The sequence below is a fragment of the Cohaesibacter intestini genome, assembly GCF_003324485.1.
In the GTDB taxonomy this organism is placed as follows: domain Bacteria; phylum Pseudomonadota; class Alphaproteobacteria; order Rhizobiales; family Cohaesibacteraceae; genus Cohaesibacter; species Cohaesibacter intestini.
Genome location: NZ_QODK01000003.1, coordinates 54747 through 73448, shown reverse-complemented (window position 1 = coordinate 73448; position 18702 = coordinate 54747). Strand labels below are relative to the sequence as shown.

At 56.7% G+C, this 18702-nt stretch carries 20 protein-coding genes and 1 riboswitch; of the genes, 5 read left to right on the top strand and 15 right to left on the bottom strand.

Annotated features, from left to right (window positions below):
* Nucleotides 1-4 precede the first annotated feature (4 nt).
* A complete protein-coding gene (locus DSD30_RS11060) occupies nt 5-1060 on the bottom strand; it encodes a bifunctional transcriptional activator/DNA repair enzyme AdaA (RefSeq protein WP_114010391.1) in 1056 nt (351 codons plus the stop codon).
* 239 nt (nt 1061-1299) lie between these two features.
* A riboswitch (glycine riboswitch) is annotated at nt 1300-1408 on the top strand.
* A 211-nt stretch (nt 1409-1619) separates the two neighbouring features.
* Here DSD30_RS11060 and gcvT point away from each other — a divergent pair.
* Nucleotides 1620-2756, top strand: coding sequence for a glycine cleavage system aminomethyltransferase GcvT (gcvT, locus tag DSD30_RS11055; protein WP_114009769.1), 1137 nt, complete (start codon nt 1620-1622; stop codon nt 2754-2756).
* Nucleotides 2757-2835: 79 nt separating this feature from the next.
* Nucleotides 2836-3210, top strand: a complete 375-nt coding sequence (gene gcvH, locus DSD30_RS11050; RefSeq protein ID WP_114009768.1) for a glycine cleavage system protein GcvH — start codon at nt 2836-2838, stop codon at nt 3208-3210.
* An 87-nt stretch (nt 3211-3297) separates the two neighbouring features.
* Here the strand turns inward: gcvH and DSD30_RS11045 are convergent, their stop codons facing one another.
* The 4 genes from DSD30_RS11045 to DSD30_RS11030 all read right to left on the bottom strand — a co-directional run bounded on the left by DSD30_RS11045 (nt 3298) and on the right by DSD30_RS11030 (nt 7741).
* The gene (locus DSD30_RS11045) at nt 3298-5337 is read right to left on the bottom strand and encodes a putative bifunctional diguanylate cyclase/phosphodiesterase (RefSeq protein WP_114009767.1); all 2040 of its coding nucleotides are present in this window, start codon (nt 5335-5337) and stop codon (nt 3298-3300) included.
* The gene (locus DSD30_RS11040; protein WP_198662916.1) at nt 5334-5792 is read right to left on the bottom strand and encodes a putative pterin-binding protein; all 459 of its coding nucleotides are present in this window, start codon (nt 5790-5792) and stop codon (nt 5334-5336) included. Before DSD30_RS11040 ends, DSD30_RS11045 begins: the two co-directional genes overlap by 4 nt.
* A 375-nt stretch (nt 5793-6167) precedes the next feature.
* Nucleotides 6168-6839, bottom strand: a complete 672-nt coding sequence (locus DSD30_RS11035; protein ID WP_114009765.1) for an HAD family hydrolase — start codon at nt 6837-6839, stop codon at nt 6168-6170.
* Nucleotides 6840-6961: 122 nt separating this feature from the next.
* Nucleotides 6962-7741, bottom strand: coding sequence for an SURF1 family protein (locus DSD30_RS11030; RefSeq protein WP_114009764.1), 780 nt, complete (start codon nt 7739-7741; stop codon nt 6962-6964).
* 63 nt (nt 7742-7804) lie between these two features.
* On the opposite strand from DSD30_RS11030, the gene DSD30_RS11025 reads away from it, so the two are divergent.
* A complete protein-coding gene (locus DSD30_RS11025) occupies nt 7805-8134 on the top strand; it encodes a hypothetical protein (protein ID WP_114009763.1) in 330 nt (109 codons plus the stop codon).
* Here the strand turns inward: DSD30_RS11025 and DSD30_RS11020 are convergent.
* From DSD30_RS11020 to coxB, 7 genes are all read right to left on the bottom strand, one after another.
* Nucleotides 8125-8511: a DUF983 domain-containing protein gene (locus DSD30_RS11020; RefSeq protein WP_114010390.1), complete on the bottom strand. Its 387-nt coding sequence runs from the start codon at nt 8509-8511 to the stop codon at nt 8125-8127. The two genes, DSD30_RS11025 and DSD30_RS11020, sit on opposite strands and share 10 nt — an antisense overlap.
* Before the next feature lie 145 nt (nt 8512-8656).
* Nucleotides 8657-9499 (bottom strand): cytochrome c oxidase subunit 3, encoded by an 843-nt coding sequence (locus DSD30_RS11015; protein WP_114009762.1) that lies wholly within the window; start codon nt 9497-9499, stop codon nt 8657-8659.
* 60 nt (nt 9500-9559) lie between these two features.
* The gene (locus DSD30_RS11010; RefSeq protein WP_114009761.1) at nt 9560-10189 is read right to left on the bottom strand and encodes a cytochrome c oxidase assembly protein; all 630 of its coding nucleotides are present in this window, start codon (nt 10187-10189) and stop codon (nt 9560-9562) included.
* Between the two features lie 73 nt (nt 10190-10262).
* On the bottom strand, nt 10263-10424 hold the full coding sequence (locus tag DSD30_RS21725) for a hypothetical protein (protein ID WP_171022075.1): 162 nt from the start codon (nt 10422-10424) through the stop codon (nt 10263-10265).
* A 39-nt stretch (nt 10425-10463) separates the two neighbouring features.
* Nucleotides 10464-11429 (bottom strand): heme o synthase, encoded by a 966-nt coding sequence (cyoE, locus tag DSD30_RS11005; RefSeq protein WP_114009760.1) that lies wholly within the window; start codon nt 11427-11429, stop codon nt 10464-10466.
* A 135-nt stretch (nt 11430-11564) separates the two neighbouring features.
* Complete coding sequence (gene ctaD, locus DSD30_RS11000) at nt 11565-13169, bottom strand: cytochrome c oxidase subunit I (protein WP_114009759.1); 1605 nt, start codon at nt 13167-13169, stop codon at nt 11565-11567.
* A gap of 27 nt (nt 13170-13196) precedes the next feature.
* Nucleotides 13197-14081 (bottom strand): cytochrome c oxidase subunit II, encoded by an 885-nt coding sequence (coxB, locus tag DSD30_RS10995; RefSeq protein WP_114010389.1) that lies wholly within the window; start codon nt 14079-14081, stop codon nt 13197-13199.
* Between the two features lie 543 nt (nt 14082-14624).
* On the opposite strand from coxB, the gene DSD30_RS10990 reads away from it, so the two are divergent.
* Nucleotides 14625-15188, top strand: coding sequence for an invasion associated locus B family protein (locus tag DSD30_RS10990; protein WP_171022076.1), 564 nt, complete (start codon nt 14625-14627; stop codon nt 15186-15188).
* A gap of 78 nt (nt 15189-15266) precedes the next feature.
* The gene (locus DSD30_RS10985; protein WP_114009758.1) at nt 15267-15686 is read left to right on the top strand and encodes a GFA family protein; all 420 of its coding nucleotides are present in this window, start codon (nt 15267-15269) and stop codon (nt 15684-15686) included.
* Nucleotides 15687-15716: 30 nt separating this feature from the next.
* Here the strand turns inward: DSD30_RS10985 and DSD30_RS10980 are convergent, their stop codons facing one another.
* The 3 genes from DSD30_RS10980 to ispH form a co-directional block, all read right to left on the bottom strand.
* Nucleotides 15717-16361: a hypothetical protein gene (locus DSD30_RS10980; RefSeq protein WP_114009757.1), complete on the bottom strand. Its 645-nt coding sequence runs from the start codon at nt 16359-16361 to the stop codon at nt 15717-15719.
* A gap of 188 nt (nt 16362-16549) precedes the next feature.
* On the bottom strand, nt 16550-17515 hold the full coding sequence (locus DSD30_RS10975) for a homoserine kinase (protein ID WP_114009756.1): 966 nt from the start codon (nt 17513-17515) through the stop codon (nt 16550-16552).
* 77 nt (nt 17516-17592) lie between these two features.
* Nucleotides 17593-18600, bottom strand: coding sequence for a 4-hydroxy-3-methylbut-2-enyl diphosphate reductase (gene ispH, locus DSD30_RS10970; RefSeq protein ID WP_114009755.1), 1008 nt, complete (start codon nt 18598-18600; stop codon nt 17593-17595).
* Between the last annotated feature and the right edge of the window lie 102 nt (nt 18601-18702).

The window sequence follows — 18702 nt, the reverse complement described above, 5'->3', positions numbered from 1 at the left end:
CAGATCAGGCGCTGCGATAGCCCTGCTCGAGTTCGATCAACTTTTGCTTACGCCAGAGGCCACCACCATAGCCAGTGAGGCTGCCGTCGGCGCCGAGGATCCGGTGGCAAGGCACGACGATGGCAATCTGGTTGGCTCCGTTGGCGCGGGCGACGGCCCGCACTGCGCCGGGTTTTCCCAAAGAGGCCGCCAGCGCCCCATAGGTTCGGGTGTCGCCAGCAGGGATTTGTCTCAAGGCATCCCAGACCGCACGGGTGAAAGGCGTGCCGTGATAGGCAAGTGGTGTGCTGAAATGAGCCGCCTTGCCGCTGAAATAGGCCTCCAATTCCTGCGCGATGCGTTCGGTGGGAGCGGTGCTGCCAAAGCCGAGACTTCCCTTCGTGGCCTTGAATAGCGCCCTTAGCTCGGTCGGCAGAGCCTTGCGGCCGACAAATTCCAGCAAATGCAAATGGGACGCGTCACTGACGGCGATCATCGCCCCCAGCGGCGTGTCGATCCAGTCGGCTTTCAGCATGGCGTTCGCTTTGAAGTCTGACGGCTTTAGCCCAATCAGCCGGGCAAAAGCCTGTCGGAAGGCAGAGGCCGACTCAAATCCCGCAGCCTGTTGTGCATCGATCACCCGGTCGCCATCGGACAGGGCTTGAAAACTGTCGCGCAGACGGGAGATGCGGGCCATTTCCAGAAAGGTCATGCCGAAGCGGCGCTTGAATGTGCGGCGAACGGTGGAAGGATCCAGCCCCAGGCGGGCAATGTCGCCTTCGCGCCAGAGGCGACTGGTGTCGGCCTGAAGGGCAATGAGCAATTGATCAATGAGCGGATCCGGATCCCCACCTGCACTAAGAGGATGGCACCGTTTGCAGGGGCGAAAGCCTTCCTGCAGGCAAGTCGAAACGCTCTCATGGAAACTGCAATTTTCGCGCTTTGGTTTGCGTGCCGGGCAGGTCAGGCGACAGAAAATGCCTGTCGAGCGGACCGCAACAAAGATGCGTCCGTCAAAGGCGGGATCACGGTCCAGCAGAGCCTGATAGAGGCTGTCATCGGTGGGGCGTTCATACAACATAGTGTCTCTATAGCCGAAATCGCGGCTGGCTGCGGTCGAAAAACGGGCAGCTATTGGGGAAATGTGTGTTTGCGCCCCCGCAGCAACCGGCCCAGCTGGCCGCAATACCCCCAAGAAGCGCGGCTTTATCGCCTTTTGCTGCTTGACTTTGTCCTCCTCGCCACGCACCTTGTCGGGACAGGATTGTTGTCGCAATTCTGGTTCCGTCTTTCCCCTTTCGTGAGGGTTTGGGCGGGAAATAAAGGTCAGCGGGAGAGCGCTTTTGGCGCGGATATCGCACCGCCCAGACGCCGCCGAAGGAGCAACCGCCTCGGAAACTCTCAGGCACAAGGGACCGCCCGACCAGCGACACTCTGGAAAGCAGTCATGAGCCCGGTTCGGGTTCTGGGCTCACCGAAGGAAGCAACCATGCCTCCCGCTTGCGGGCCATGGGAAATCTCTCAGGTTCTGGGACAGAGGAGGCACCGATGCAAAAGCTGTTCGCGATAGTGCGAAAGGCCAATGCACCCGTGCAACCCCGAGCGCTGCCAAATGCGCGCGCCAGACTATGAGGTGAGAGATGGCCGACTTGTCCGCTGCCAAGAAGACACCCCTTTACGATTTGCATGTCGAGCTGGGCGGAACGCTTGTCGATTTTGCTGGCTATGCCCTGCCCGTTCGCTATCCGGCGGGCATCATGACCGAACATTTGCATTGCCGCGAACAGGCGTCCCTGTTCGACGTCTCCCATATGGGGCAGGCTCTGCTGATTGGCCCGGACCATGAAACCACCGCTCGGGCGCTCGAAGCCCTGACCCCGTCTGCTTTCACCAAACTTGGCCTTGGGCGGATGCGCTATAGTGTACTGCTGAATGAGGACGGCGGCATCATAGATGATTTCATCGTCACCCGGCCTGAAGATCCCGCCCTCGACGGCACCTTGATGTTGGTGGTCAATGGTGCTTGCAAAGAGGGCGATTATGCCCATCTGGAAGCCAAACTGCCGCAAGATGTTACCCTCACGCCATTGCCGAACAAGGCTCTGATTGCCATTCAGGGGCCAAAGGCCGTTGATGCACTGGCCCGCCATTCCACCAAGGCTGACGCACTCACCTTCATGTCTCACACAACCGATGTCATTGATGGCATTGAGGTAGTGATTTCGCGCTGTGGCTATACAGGTGAAGACGGGTTCGAGCTGTCCTGCGATGAAGCCGACGCCGAGCGTCTTGCTCGCCTGCTGCTCAATGAGCCAGAGGTGGAAGTGGCCGGTCTTGGTGCCCGCGACAGCCTTCGTCTGGAGAGCGGGCTTTGCCTTTATGGTCATGACCTCGATACCAACACCGATCCGGCGGAAGCTGATCTTAGCTGGGCCATTCAGAAGCGCCGCCGCGAGGAAGGGGGCTTCCCCGGTGAAGCACGCATTCTCAAGGGCCTCTCTGAAGGCCCATCGCGCATTCGCGTTGGTTTGTCGATCCTTGGCAAGGCCCCTGCTCGCGAAGGCGCAGAGATTCTCGACATGGATGGCAATGCAATCGGTGTGGTGACATCCGGCGGCTTTGCCCCGAGCCTGCAGCAGCCAATCGCCATGGGCTATGTCACCCCGGCCTTTGCGCAGGCAGGTTGCAAGGTTCAGCTGCAGGTGCGCAAGCGTCTGCTTGAAGCGGAAGTGGCCGCCATGCCGTTTGTTCCACAGCGCTATGTTCGCAAACCATAAATTACCCCATCCAACACCTTTTATCGGGGATGCGGCATCCATCCCCAGACAGTTTGAAGATCCAAGAGGGACCTGATCAATGAGCACCTATTATTCCGAAGACCATGAATGGATTTCCGTTGAAGGCGACATCGCCACCATCGGGATCACCGATTATGCCCAGAGCCAGCTTGGTGATGTGGTGTTTGTTGAGTTGCCAGAGGTGGGCGCCAGCATGAGCCAGGGCGATGAAGCCGCTGTTGTCGAAAGCGTCAAGGCAGCCTCAGAAGTCTATGCCCCGATCGATGGCGAAGTTACCGAAGTGAATGAAGGGTTGGAAGAGGACCCCTCCAAGGTCAACAGCGACGCTGAAGGCGACGCATGGTTCCTCAAGATGAAGGTGGGCGATGCCGGGCAGCTCGAAGGCCTGATGGATGCCGACGCCTACAAGGCCTTTGTTGCCGAACAAGAATAGGCTTACACTTCAGATAAACCATGAAAAAGGCCATTCCGGGTGATCGGAAAGGCCTTTTTCTTTGTCTTTATGCGACTTGCCGTGCCGTCAGGCGATGCAGCGAATCTGAGCGCGTGGCTCGCTGAGGCGCTGATGTCTAAGCCGCGAGAACATTTTGAGCTTGTTCACCGGCCGACCGAACAGATAGCCTTGCCCGATGGTGCAATTCTGATCTCTCAGGAATGCCAGTTGTTCCTCGGTCTCGATGCCTTCTGCAACGACCTTGAGACCCATGCCATGGGCAAGATTGATGACGCCGAGCACCAGTTTGCAATTCTCACCCCCCTGCTCGATGCCAGAAATGAAGCTGCGATCGATTTTCAGGATGTTGAGCGGCAGGCTGTTGAGATAGCCAAGATTGGAATATCCAGTGCCGAAGTCATCCATTGCCAGCGAAATGCCCCGATCGGCCAGTGTTGAAAGCATCCGGGCGGCGGCCTTGGTGTCCTGCACATCAGCGCTTTCGGTGATTTCCAGCGTCAGATAGTTGGGGTCAAAGCCGCACTGATCCAGATGAGACAGAATCTCGTTTGGCAGATTGGGATTGTTGAGCTGCAGCGGTGACAGATTGACCGACAGATCGATCCTGTGACCAGCCTGATGCCACTGAACCGCGTCGTCACAGGCCTGACGGATGATCCAGTCGGACAGATCATCAATGATGCCCGCTTCTTCGGCGATCTCGATAAATTCCATCGGTGGAATATGGCCGCGTTCGGGATGGAACCAACGCACCAACGCTTCGGCTCCCGTGATCTGCCATTCATGATGCTCGATGGCATGGCTCGATTGTTCGGCCAGATTGACCTGCGGCTGGTAGTAAACTTCAAGACCGCCATCTTCGTGCAGCATCGCCCGCCGCAAATCGGCTTCGAGCTGCATGCGATGCTGAATGGCAACACCCATATCGCGCTCATAGAAACGATAGGTCGCCCGGCCATTATTCTTGGCAGCGTAAAGCGCCAGATCCGCATCGCGCATCAAGTCGTCGGATGAGCCCGACAAGCTGGGAAAGCTGGAAATCCCAATCGAGGTGGAAATGCGCACTTCCAGATCGCCGAAGGTGAAGACCGCGGAAAGCGCATCGATAACCTTGAGCGACAGGGCAGCGGCCTGTTTGGTGCTCGACTTGGTCAGAATGGCAAACTCATCACCACCCAGTCGCGCCACAATGTCATCTGTCGAAGCAAAGATCCGCAGAAGCCGCGCCGCCGCCTTTTTCAGCAACCGATCCCCCATCGGGTGGCCGTAGGTATCGTTGACATTCTTGAACTTGTCGAGATCCAGCAGCAACAGGTGGAATCCTTGCCCATCCTCGTCAGCATCGCGCATATATTGGCACATTTTCTGATTGAGAAAGGCGCGATTGGCCAGTCCGGTGAGCGGGTCATGTTCTGCGAGAAACCGCACCCGCGCCTCTCGCGTTCGGGTTTTGCGTTCTTCACGCCGGGCGCGATAGGCCTCCGCACCGAACAGGGAAAGCAGAAGCCCGGCCCCGAGTGCGGAAGTGGTCAGCAGATTGTCCATCGACATCAGCACGGTTTCAAGGCGACCTTGCAACTCGACGGCCCGAAGCCTTTTGAGGTGGCTGATTTTCGCGGCGGCATTGTTGATGATTGCCCCATAGGGATCAAGTCGCTTGCTAATGATTGCCTGCTTGTCGAGGTCCCCCGGTTCGAGATTCTGAACATAGGGCTCGATCTGGCGCATGGTGCGCTTGAGACCATTCAGGATTGGCTCGAGATTCCGCACCTGTTCATCTTCCAGACCGACGGTTGCCGAGTTGATTTGGAACACACGGCTCCAGAAAATGTCAAACGCCACCAGAACGTCGTCATGGCTGGTCCGGTTGCCACCAGACGCCGTCTCATGCCCGGACATCCGAACATAGGAATATAAGCGATCACGAAATCTGCGGTAGTCCAGTTCAAGTCGAACCCCTTCGTCCTGACCTGAAATCAAACGGTGGCTTTCTCCGATCTCCGCGCGCAACTTGTCGACTTTCTTGAATTGTGAGAATTCAAGCGCCAACAGAATGACGACAGAGACCATGTAGATAAAAGCGAGAACTTTAAGGTGCGTCTTCATCGGACCACCATTCTGGAAAGCTGCCAGACAAGCCGCATGCCGGAATCATGAGTCCGCAACTCCTCGTACTGGTCATAGGGATAGATGAGACGGGTTGGACCACGGGTGCGCACAGACAGTTGCTTGCCATCATTCTCCATCGCCAGAATCACATCATATTTGTCAAAGTCGTCGCGCGGGATCGTCATCCGGTAATTGTCGAGTGCAATGGCTTCGATTTCCGTGCCCTTGGCACCAACATAGGCCAGCAGGTCTCGCATCAACACACCACGCCAGATGGACGACTTGGTCGACGCATAGCTGCGGGTATTGAGTTCATGCATCCCGATCTGCTGTAGCATTTCGCGATCGAGGCGCACCTCGCCTTTGCCATTGTGGTGGGAAAGCTTGCCGGAAATGGTCAGAATGACCTTACCCTTTGGTTCGGGCAACATGCGCGCAGACGCATCGTCCACGCACAAGGCCGTTGCCGCGATGCCTATCAACATCAAGAAAGAAAGAAGTGCGCCGTGTCGCGCGCAGCAAGACCCTCTTTTGATCATATTTGCTTCCCCATAAGACTGGAACTGCCCCCCAGATCGTCCACGGGCCAGATGATCAAACTTGCATTCACAAATCGTAAAGTTTGAAATGCACAATCTCTTTTTGGTCAGTCCTGCATGGGATTTGATACGGTATGGTTAAGGATGCCTTATCGACACGGCCTCAAACCAACAGACCTCGCACCCAAAGCAAAAGAAAAGGGCGCTCCCGCCGGAATAGCGGAACCGCCCATGCATGGGACACAGGTCATATGCACAAAGGCCCAAGACAGGACCCGATCACCCGGATTACTCGTCGTGCCAGTTTTTAAGGGCTTCAATCGTGGCGGGCAGGTCCGCCAGACGGCGCACAACGGTTTGCGCACCCGCATCCATCAGATGCTCCCCATGGCCGGGATAGGTATGGCCGCCGCCAATGAAACCGATCACCCGCATACCGGCACTGACACCTGCCTGTGTGCCGTGAAAACTGTCTTCAATAACGATGCAATCCTTCGGATCGACATCCAGAATGGTTGCCGCATGAAGGAAGACATTCGGGTCAGGCTTGGGGGCCTTGGTGCCCACTTCAATGGATGAATAGACATAGGGGCGGAAGCGATCCCACAGATCGGTGCGCCGCATGTTGGTTTCCAGATCTTCCGAAGAGCTGTTGGAACAGATGCAACGGGCATAGTCGAGCTGGTCGAGCATCTCGTGCGCACCGGCAAGTGCCTCGACCTTCTCAATCTTGAGCATGGCCCGATCCTCGACCCGTTGAACGATATCGTGGGGGATGCCGCGCTCGAACTCCTCTTCAAGCTTGGGAATGATTTCCTCATGGCGCATGCCCGCATAACTGCTGGAAAAATCCTCGATTGTCATTTCCATCTCTTCTTCGGCCAACACTTCAACGGTGGCCTGTGCCCAGAGATATTCAGAGTCGACGAGCGTTCCGTCGAAATCAAAGAGTACCAGCATTCAACAAGTTCCTTGCAGTCGGATAGGCGGGATCTGCGGCCAATGGGTCTGGCAGCGCCACAGACATGGACCTTACGAGGGCGAAGGTCAATGGCTGGCCCATCACTTATGCCTACAGTTTTTTACTCAGATTCCGGTTCGGCCCGAGGGGGCGTTGCGCGCACGGTGCGGACCAACCAGACCCCGAAGACCAGCACCAGCACGCCTGCCAGTCCGAACCAGGTCAGAGCATATTGCAAATGGGAGTTGGTGAAGGTGATCCGGGTTTCGCCCCCTTGCGGCAAGCCATTGACGCCCTGCCCCTTGGTCAGATCAATCCAATAAGGCGCGGTTTTTTCTGGTGGCAAATTGAGATAGGCGGCCATTTCGGCGACCTGCCGGACGATCCAGACATTCTTGACCTTGTCAGCATCCGGGCTGTTCCAGTTTTTCGGCTCATCAAAGCGCATCAGGCCGGTCAAGGTCTGCTCGCCGGTCACCAGCGTGTCCGGTCGGCTCTGAGGCTCCTTCATCGCATCGGGCACAAAGCCGCGATTGACGATGACGTCCCAGCCTTCGTTGGTTTTGAACGGCGTCAGAATGAGATAGCCCGGCCCGGCATAGGGGCCGCCCTGCGGCTTGCCAAGGGCAAACCAGACATGGACTTCGCGGCTGTGATCATAATGGCCAGTGACAGTGACCGGCAGATAGACATGGCTGTCGCGGGCGACGCTCGGCCAACTGCTCGGCCCCGGTGCGGGGATCGGCTGGCTGGCAACGCGGCTGTCGACATCGGCGATCAGCTGCTCTTTCCATGCCAATCTCTGCACCTGCCAATTGCCCAAGGACAAAAGAATGGCCAGCGCGGCCAAGGCGCAGAGGCAAAAAATCCAAAAGGACGGTCTATTGATGGATTTGGCCACGCATCTCTCCTCGGGTCGTGCTAAACAAGCTCACAAAATTCTGCCATAGGACAAGAGCCTGCAATGAAACTCAAGACCGACAGCTATGCTTTTCGCTTTTTTGCCCTGAACCTTTTTTTCCCTCTGGGTGTTCATCTGCTGGTTGGGCTGATCGGACTGTTCGGGCCTGATTTGCGTCAGCTCTGGGTGGCTCTGCCGGTGATCATGATGATCAACAGCCTCAATCTCACCTATGCCTTTTACTGCCGGGCCTGGCAGAGAACCGGACTGCTGGTGATTGTCGGCTTCAACATCATTTCGCTGTTCGCGATGGGGGCATTGAGCTTCCTGACTTCATTGTTCGGCTGGGTGCATATTGTGCCAGCCTTTGTCAGCCTGCTGTTTCAGCCCTGATCTTTGTGGCTCTGCCCTTCCCGCTGCCCCTGCTCGGCCTTGGTCAGATATTGCTGGCCAATCAATGCGCCCTTCAACCAATAAAGGAATGAGAGGCAAAGGATCACCGTGAGCGGTCCCCAGATGGCGACCAGTAGCCAAAGGGGTGGTTCATAGGTGAATTCGGTATAAAGCACGCCGCCGGTGGCAAGAAAGCCGACAATCATGATCACGAACACGGCCGGCCCGTCGCCACTGTCTGCGAAGCCGTAGTCCAGACCACAATGGTCGCAATGATCGGCGACCTGCAAGAAGCCATCATAGAGCCTGCCCTCGCCACAACGGGGGCAGCGGCCACGCAAGGCCGTTTTCCAAAGACTGCCAGTTTGCTCTGCCATCTGCTGATCCTTCCCGCTCCAGCCCCGTTTGTTTTTCCGGGCCAGTTTGTTTTTCCGGCCCAGTTTGTTTTTGCCATCAAACCATCTGCTATCAAACAAAAAAGGGTGACCGACGGCCACCCTTGAATTTTTCCATCCGATTGGATCAGTGGTGGGCGATCACACCACCTGCATTGCCCCACAGATAGATGGAGACGAACAGGAACAGCCAGACCACATCCACAAAGTGCCAATACCAGGCAGCTGCTTCAAAACCGAAATGCTTGTCGGTGGTGAAGTGACCCTTCAGCGCCCGCACCAAGCACACAATCAGGAAGATCGTCCCGATAAAGACGTGGAAGCCGTGAAAGCCAGTGGCCATGAAGAAGGTCGCGCCATAGATGCTTTCCTTGAAGGCGAATGGAGCAACAGCATATTCGTAGACCTGCACTGCGGTGAACACTGCGCCCAACAGGACGGTCAGAATCAGGCCCCATTTCAGGCCTTCACGATCATTCTCGAGCAATGCGTGATGCGCCCATGTGACCGTGGTGCCTGAGGTCAACAGAAGCAGGGTGTTGAACAAAGGCAGGTGCCATGGATCGATCACTTCAATGCCCGCAGGAGGCCAGACGCCACCGGTATATTCTGCACGCAGATATTGCTGGGTTTCCCCGGCAAACAGGCTCGCATCGAAGAAGGCCCAGAACCAGGCAACAAAGAACATCACCTCAGAGGCGATGAACATGATCATGCCATAGCGCAAATGCAGCTGAACCACCGGGGTATGGTGACCCTGATGGGATTCCTTGATCACATCGCCCCACCAGCCAATCATGGTGTAGAGAACACCACATACACCGACGAGAAACAGCCAAATCGGCAGAATTTCGTGCATATAGGTGATTGCGCCGATGGCCATCACAAAGGCCGAAATCGAGCCGATGAAAGGCCACGGGCTAGGATCGATAATGTGATAGTCGTGGTTTTTGGTATGAGCCTCAGCCATGTTTGGGTCCTCCCAAGCTCCTGATGTCAATTGGGCGCGCAGCGCCGCATTGTCTGATATTTATCCGCCCGTCTTCACCTCGGGCCGTGCGCGATCCTTGGCGAACGCGGCCGTTTCTTTCTCATCTGGAAAGAAGGTGTAGGACAGGGTGATGGTTTTTATTGATTTCATTTGCGGGTCATTATCGATGTCAGGATCGACAAAGAACACCACAGGCATGTCGACAGTGCCGCCTGCTGCCACCGTCTGTTCAGTGAAGCAGAAGCATTCCAGTTTGTTGAAATAGATGCCGGCGGCAGCGGGGGTAACATTGAAGGTCGAAGTGCCTGCGGTTGGCACGCTGGCATGATTGACCACCTGATAGGCGATCTGCGCGGTCTCGCCGACATTCAGTGTCACGGGTTTATCGAGGGGTTTGAAATCCCAATTCAGGCCGCCCGCCACGTTGGCGTCAAAACGAACCGTGATCTTGCGGTCGATCACCCCGTCAGCCTCGACTTCAGCGGTCTGGGTGGTGCCGCCATATCCGGTTACCTGACAGAAAATCCGGTAAAGCGGTACGGAGGCATAGGCCATGCCGATCATGCAGCCAACAAAAATGACGAGACCATAGGCGAGACGCTTGTTGGCCTTGTCCGGGTTTGTTTGGCCCGGATCTGCTTGTTTCGTCTCTTTTGTCTGTTCGCTCATTCGTGTTACCGCTGATCTTGCTTGTTACCGTCGATCTTGTTTATGGGATGTTTCCTGACCTCAAGGCGCCCAGCTACATCGGGCGGTTCAGCACCTCAGCGCCCATTTTGACCAGCGTGATGGAGTAGAACAGCACCACAAGCGCGCCCAGACTCAGGGCAATTGCAAGGGAACGCTTGTTGCGGCGTTTCTTCTGATCTTCGGTCAGATGGATTGTTTCAACGATCTCGGTCATGTCAGATCTCCTTATCGGGATGAATGTCTCGCTGTCGCGCTAGAGCAGCGCAGGCAGCATGGACAGTCCCAGCAAATGCTCAGCCAGCAAGGTGGCGTAGAGCGCAAACAAATACAGGATGGAGAAGGCGAACATCTGGCCAGCGGACTTGCGCGCCAGCGCCCCTTCCCGGTTGCGATAAACCCGCAAGGCAGCCACGAGGAACAAGGCCCCGAGCACGCCCGACAGGATGGCATAGGTCAGGCCGGCAAAGCCTAGAGCGGCAGGCACCATGCCAAGCGGTGCCACCACCAGCGAATAAAGCAGGATCTGCGAGCGGGTCACCGCTTCGCCTGCCACCACTGGCAGCATCGGCACGCCAGCATTCTTGTAATCGTCATTCTTGATCAGCGCCAAGGCCCAGAAATGGGGCGGCGTCCACATGAAGATGATCAGGAACAGAGTGATGGATTCCAGCGTCACTGACCCCGTGACCGCGGCCCAGCCGATCATCGGAGGGAAAGCACCAGCTGCACCACCAATCACGATATTCTGCGGTGTGGAGCGCTTCAGCCACATGGTATAGACAACGGCATAGAAAAAGATGGTGAAGGCCAGCAGGCCCGCCGCCAGCCAGTTGACCAGCAGACCGAGCATCAGGGTCGAGGCGACAGACAGGGTCAGGCCAAAGCTCAGCGCTTCGCCCGGCGTGATGCGGCCAGCGGGGATCGGGCGATTGGCGGTGCGCTTCATGATGCGGTCGATATCGGCATCATACCACATGTTAAGCGCGCCAGAGGCACCGCCGCCAATGGCAATGCAGGCAATGGCAATGAAAGCTTCGAGCGGATGGAGATGGCCCGGCGCGATGGCCAGCCCGACAAAGGCCGTGAAGACCACCAGAGACATGACGCGCGGTTTCAACAGCGCGATATAATCGCGCACTTCCGCTCCACCGAAATCGGCGCGCGCAAGGTCAGTTGCCCCAAGGGCTGCGGTGTCATTGGTCTGGTCAACAATGGTCATGGTCTTCAAACTCCCTTGAATAGAACCCCGACTGGTGTGCCGTTGGACCGCGTGATCCGGGCATATTGTTTCGGGATTCGGAGGGACCGCCAGTGGCGATCCCTGATCGTATCGAGCCAGTTGAACAAGCGGCTCTTACTTGATGCGTGGCAACTCTTCCCACTGGTGGAATGGCGGTGGCGAAGACAGCTGCCATTCAAGGGTGTCTGCCCCTTCACCCCATGGGTTGTCTGCGGCTTTGCGCTTTTTGGCGAAAGCTTCGAAGACACCGAACAGGAAGAAGGCAACGGCTACCATGGTGATGTAGTAGCCATAGGACGAGATGGCGTTCCAACCGGCATAAGCATCCGGATAGTCGACATACCGGCGCGGCATACCCTGCAGGCCAAGGAAGTGCTGTGGCATGAAGATCAGGTTGACGCCGATAAACATGATCCAGAAATGCAGCTTGCCATAGAGCTCGTTATACATGTAGCCGAACATTTTCGGGAACCAGTAGTACCAGGCCGCAAAGATCGCGAAGACGGCACCGAGCGAGAGCACATAATGGAAGTGGGCAACCACATAGTAGGTGTCGTGCAATGCGCGGTCGAGGCCCGCATTGGCCAGCTGTACACCCGTTACACCACCGATGGTGAACAGGAAGATGAAGCCGACAGCCCAGAGCATTGGCGTTGAGAAGGTGATGGAGCCGCCCCACATGGTGGCAATCCAGGAGAAGATCTTCACCCCTGTCGGAACCGCAATCACCATCGTGGCAAACAGGAAGTAGGCCTGCGTGTCGACATCAAGACCAACCGTGTACATGTGGTGGGCCCAGACGATGAAGCCGACGACGCCGATAGCAACCATGGCATAGGCCATGCCGAGATAGCCAAAGATTGGCTTCTTGGAGAAGGTGGACACGATGTGAGAGACCACGCCGAAGCCCGGCAAGATCAGGATGTACACTTCCGGATGGCCGAAGAACCAGAACAGATGCTGATAGAGGATCGGATCACCGCCACCGGCCGGATTGAAGAAGCTGGTGCCGAAGTTACGGTCGGTCAGCAGCATGGTGATGGCACCGGCAAAGACTGGCAGCGAGAGCAGCAGCAGGAAGGCGGTTACCAGCACCGACCAAGCGAACAGCGGCATCTTGTGCAGGGTCATGCCCGGCGCACGCATGTTGAAGATGGTGGTGATGAAGTTGATCGCCCCAAGAATGGAAGAGGCACCGGAGACGTGCAGCGACAGAATGGCGAAATCCATGGCTGGGCCGGGATGACCGCCAGGTCCCGCGCTGGAAAGTGGCGGGTAGGCTGTCCAACCGCCACCAAAGCCGGTGGAGCCCGATGGGCCTTCCACGAACAGCGAGATGATCAGCAGCAGGAAAGACGGTGGCAGCAGCCAGAAGGAGATGTTGTTCATGCGCGGAAATGCCATGTCAGGCGCCCCGATCATGATTGGCACAAACCAGTTACCGAAACCGCCAATCAGCGCAGGCATCACCATGAAGAAGATCATGATCAGACCATGACCGGTGGTGAAGACGTTGAACATATGCGGATTGGAGAAATATTGCAGGCCCGGTTCCTGCAATTCGAGACGAATGCCACCAGACAGAGCCCCGCCGATCAGACCTGCCATGATGGCAAAGATCAGATACATGGTGCCGATATCTTTGTGGTTGGTCGAGTAAACCCAGCGCCGCCAGCCGGTTGGCGTGTGGTGCGCTTCATGGGCAGCCGTTGAGGACATGGTCTTTGCTCCCTTAGCTTCCAGCGCTTACTGCGCGGCGAGTTTCAGATTGGATTGGGTGGAGAGCGATGCCCGAAGCGTCTTGTTGGCTTCTTCAACATCGTCAGCGGCGGCAGCCAACCAGGCGTCATATTGTTCCTGGGAGACAACGCGCACAGCCAGTGGCATGAAAGCGTGGTCCTTGCCGCACAGTTCCGAACACTGGCCGTAATAGATGCCTTCCCGGTCGGCTTTGAACCAGGATTCGTTCAAGCGCCCCGGCACGGCGTCCATTTTCACACCGAACGCAGGCATGGCGTAGGAATGGATCACATCAGCGGAGGTGATCTGAAGGCGAACGATCTTGCCGACTGGCACGACCATCTCATTGTCGACGGCCAGAAGGCGCGGCTCGCTGGTGCCTTTTTCGGCACGCTCCTCGTCATTGAGCATGATCGAGTCGAAGGAAACAGCCTCGCTGTCCGGATATTCATAGCCCCAGTACCACTGGTAACCGGTTACCTTGACGGTGAGGTCGGCGGCCGGAATTTCCATCTGCTTATACAGCAGGCGGAAGGATGGGACTGCCAGTACCAGCAGGATCAGGATCGGCACCACGGTCCAGACCACTTCGATCAAGGTGTGATGCGAAGTCTTGGACGGGGTCGGATTGGCCTTGGTATTGAAGCGCAGCAGGACGATGGCCAACAAAGCTGCCACAAAGACGACAATCACGCCGATGATCCAGAATGTAAAATTGCCGAACCAGTGGATGTCGTCCATCACGGTGGACGCAGACTCTTGCAGATTGATGCCCCATGGGGTCGGCTGAGCCGCCTGGGCACGGTTGCTGCCGAACTGCAATGCAGCAACCAGCGCCATGATGGCAGCCATTGCATTCAGACCGATTTTTTGGCCAAGCTGGCATGCCATCTTGTTGGCCTTGGTAAGACGTTTGGCGATCAACACGTCCTTGATCCTCCCTTTTGCTTCGCTTTGGTCACTGCGAAGATCTTGCGATCCCGACATAGACCCGCACTTTCATGGGCAGGTCCGGTCAAGTCTTGCGTTAGTGTTCTGCGTCGGGTGACTGAAGCAACCGCTTGGTGTTTTCCAGATCCAGCTCAGCCGATATCCGGTTTCCGGTCTTTGTTCGGACCACCCTATTGATCCAGATCAAATTATATCTATAGAGGCACATGCGACCGTCTGTCGCAACCTCTAGAGATAGGAAATTAGTGCGACAACATGACACACTTCCCAATGATCATTAATGAATTCCACGAACTTCCTATCCGGGTTTTCCCCTATTTGTGAACCTAAATTATCATTATCCCCAATGTTTTCTTGCCATAATTGGGGGTTAGAGAGGCGGCTCCACGCAAAATTGCAGCATCGCTTTGACGAATCAGGCAATTAGTCTGATACAGCTGTTTCACGGCCCATCGTTGGGCAAAACTTCATGGTGCGTTCCCTATGAGATCCAAGCGCGAGCCTTTTCTAACCTCGATCAAGCAGGTGCTCCGGGCACCGTTTGGCCTGTCGATGGCCCTTGTAACCTGTCTGGCGGCAATTGCCGCTTCCGGTCTGTCGGTCGGTCCGGCTGAGGCACAGGGGGCTGTGCGCTCGGTTCATGGTGATTGGGAAATCCGCTGCGACACCCCTCCGGGTGCCCCTTCCGAGCAATGTGCCTTGATGCAATATGTGACCGCATCGGATCGCGACAATGTCGGTCTGACGGTGATCGTATTGAAAACCGCTGACAAATCAGCACGGATCCTGCGGGTTCTCACCCCTCTGGGCGTATTGCTGCCGCATGGTTTGGGCCTGAAGGTGGACGCAACCGATGTGGGCCGCGCGGGCTTCGTTCGTTGTCTGCCGCAGGGCTGCATCGCTGAGGTCATCATGGATGACAAGCTGGTTTCCCTGCTCGGACAGGGCAAGACAGCCACCTTCATTGTTTTCCAGACCCCGGAAGAAGGCATCGGAATCCCGATTGACCTGAATGGCTTTCAGGCCGGGTTCAGCCAGTTGAAATGATATTCAAAGCTGTTTGACGCATCACTTTAAGAGGCCTCCCTGTGAGGCCTTTTTCATTTGACCATGGGAGGAACCGTCATGAAAGAGGATCAAAGGGAACGTCTTTCAGGGACATGTCTGTGCGGAGCAGTTGCCTTTGGCGTCAGCGGGACGATTGCAGGCTTTTATCTCTGCCACTGCCATCGATGCCAGAAGGCCAGTGGCTCAGCCCACGGCGCCAATCTTTTCATCAAGGATGGAGCCGTTGATTGGCTTTCGGGTCAGGAGCATGTGAAAAGCTATCAGCTGCCGGACAGCAACAATGCGCGCAGTTTCTGTTCTTGCTGTGGATCCCCTCTACCGCATTTCCACGAGGCGATCGGGCAGTGGCAGATACCTGCAGGCAGCCTCGACACCCCGATCACGCGCGCTCCCGATGCACAGATCTTTGTTGCGTCGCGCCCAGACTGGAGCGAGAAACGCGACACGGTTCGTTGTTTTGATGCTTTGCCGGAATAAGGCCTGCCCTGCGTCGGCTTGGCCGCGGGCCTAATGCAGCAAAGGGCCGTCTTTGGGCATGCCGCCGGGCGAACAGGTGCCACAAGAGGATCGAGCGGTCTGTGCTTCCATCGAGCGCTTGAGTGCCGCCAACTCGGCCTTGGTCCAGTTCTGATCTAGCGCTGACAGGCCGTTGGGACGATGCCCCATCAGGGTGGTGATCTTTTCGGCTTCCTGCTGGGAGGGAAAGGCCCCGAAGGCGGGCAACATGGTGCCGTCGTCCCGCATGGCGTGAATGGAAAAGATTTCTTCGTCTCTTGCCCAAGCCGGTTTACGCAGCTCGATGATCGAAATATCGGCGAATGGCACCCGTTCCTCATGGCGCCTCAGCAGCCAGTCCCGCGAGGTCTGAACCAGTTGTTGGCAGACCAGATCAAGGCGGGTTTCGCGTGCTTCGCCAATCAGTGACGAGACAATGAACAAGCCGCCTCCGACAGCCCCGGCCACACCGATCAGGCCAAAGGGGATCAACAACCAGCTGAAATGGTTCCATTGCGGGGCAATCAGCAGGGAATAGGGCAGAAGCCAAAGAACAAGGCCGAACAAACCGACCATGACACGCACCGGCAGCGGGAAATGATTGCGAAAGAGGAATGGATCATCCTTGGCTTTGGTGCCGGTGCCACAACTGCTCATCGCTTCAGTCCCTTTGCCTGTCTGCTTCCGTCTCGACCCGCTCCAAAGGCGCAGGCAGAGCGGCTTGATAAAGATAGGGGAACGTCCTCCCCTCCTCTATATCGTGCCAAGGCCGCACGAGACAAGAGCGGGCATGATCACGCCATGTTGATCATACCCTCTTGATGATATCGGGCTTGCCGCTTTGCTCAGATCCCGATGCCATAATCGGCGGACGACCGGATCGAGCGATGGAAGCGCAGCTTCTTGAGATATTCCAGCGGATCCTTCGGCACAACCAGAGCACCTTCCGGTACGGTCAGCCAGTCATAAAGCCGGGTCAGCAGAAAACGCAGAGCCGCACCACGGGCGAGCAGCGGAATTGCCTTATGCTCCGCCTCGGTCAGGGGGCGCACCGACTGGTAGCCTTTCAAAAGGGCTCGGGTCTTGGTGACATTGAACATGTCGTCAGGCTCGAAGCACCAAGCATTGATGCAAATGGCCAGATCATAGGCCAGCAGATCATTGCAGGCAAAATAGAAGTCGATCAGGCCTGAGAGCTGATTGCGCAGGAAGAACACATTGTCCGGGAACAGATCCGCATGGATCACGCCCTTGGGCAGATCGGTCGGCCAGTTGGCTTCAAAGAAGTCGAGCTCTGCAGCGATTTCGGCCTTCAGCCCGGCTTCCACCGAGTCGGCGCGGTCGGCACACATGGCAAAAAGCGGACGCCAGCCGGAAACCGACAGGGCATTTTCGCGGGTCAATTCAAAATCGGCCGCTGCCGCATGCATGTTGGCGATCGCGACACCCAGCTGTTCGCAGTGATCGACATTGGGGCGACGCACCCACATGCCATCAAGGAAGGTGACCATGGCTGCAGGGCGCCCGGCCAGATGGCCAAGGCTCTTGCCCTGTCGGTTGCGCAAAGGTGTCGGGCAATTGATGCCATGCTCGGACAGATGCTCCTTCAACCCCAGAAAGAAAGGCAGATCATTGGGATTGACCCGCTTTTCGTAGAGCGTAAGGATATAGCGACCGGTTTCGGTCTGAACGAGAAAGTTGGAATTTTCGACACCTTCGGCGATGCCCTTGTAGGAGGTCAGCGCGCCAATATCGTAGCTGTTAACGAAAGCATCGAGTTCTTCGTCGCTGACTTCAGTATAGACCGCCATGCGCAGTCCCTTTCTTTCTTCTTGTCTGTCTTGTTGTCTTGATCGTGTGCCTCGGTTCCAATGGCATGGTGGCCCGGTCAGTTGACCGCAACCGCCTTTGGTCCTTCTTCCAGCACACCGGCGGCAATGGCCGCTTCTCGCAACTCACGCGGGATATTGAAAATGATGTCTTCCTTGGCCGTGACGACAACATCGAGGGTCACATCATAGCGGGTGCGGAAGGCCTCAATCACCTCTTCAACCAGCACTTCCGGAGCGGAAGCACCCGCTGTGATGGCCACCGAAGAAATGGCCCCCAAACTGTCCCAGTCGATCTCGGAGGCCCGTTGCAAAAGGAGTGACTGGCGGCAGCCAGCCCGTTCGCCCACTTCGCGCAGGCGCTTGGAGTTTGAGCTGTTCGGTGCACCGACAACGATCATCACGTCGGCCTTCGGCGCAACGATCTTGACCGCTTCCTGCCGGTTGGTGGTGGCATAGCAGATATCATTCTTGTTCGGTCCCGTAATGGCGGGAAACCGATCCTTGAGAGCCGCGATGATGTCGGCGGTATCATCAACCGAAAGGGTGGTCTGGGTGATCCAGGCCAGATTGTTCGGGTCGCGCGGCTCGAAGGCGGCGACATCCTCGACGGTTTCGATCAGCTTGACGACGCCCTCTTCCAACTGACCCATGGTACCAATCACCTCCGGATGGCCTTCATGGCCGATGAGGATGATTTCATGGCCGCGCTTGTCATGCAGCATCGCTTCCTTATGTACCTTGGAGACCAGCGGGCAGGTGGCATCGAGATAGAAGAAATTCAGCTCGCGGGCATTTTCCGGCACGGATTTCGGCACCCCGTGAGCAGAGAAAATCACGGGCTGTTTGGTTGCCGGCACTTCGTCCAGTTCTTCGACAAAGACCGCACCCTTGGCCTTGAGGCTTTCGACGACGAATTTGTTATGGACAATCTCGTGGCGCACATAGACCGGCGCGCCATAGGTTGCCAAGGCCAACTCGACAATCTGGATCGCCCGATCCACCCCGGCACAGAATCCGCGCGGGGCACAGAGATAGATATCAAGTGGTGGCTTTGTCTCGGTCATTGCTGATTCCCTATTGCGCCCGGTTGGTTGACCCGCACGAGCTGGCTCTTTTCGGATGAGGCCGGATCGGAAACTGGCTCCGCAAACCTCGCTGATTTGACC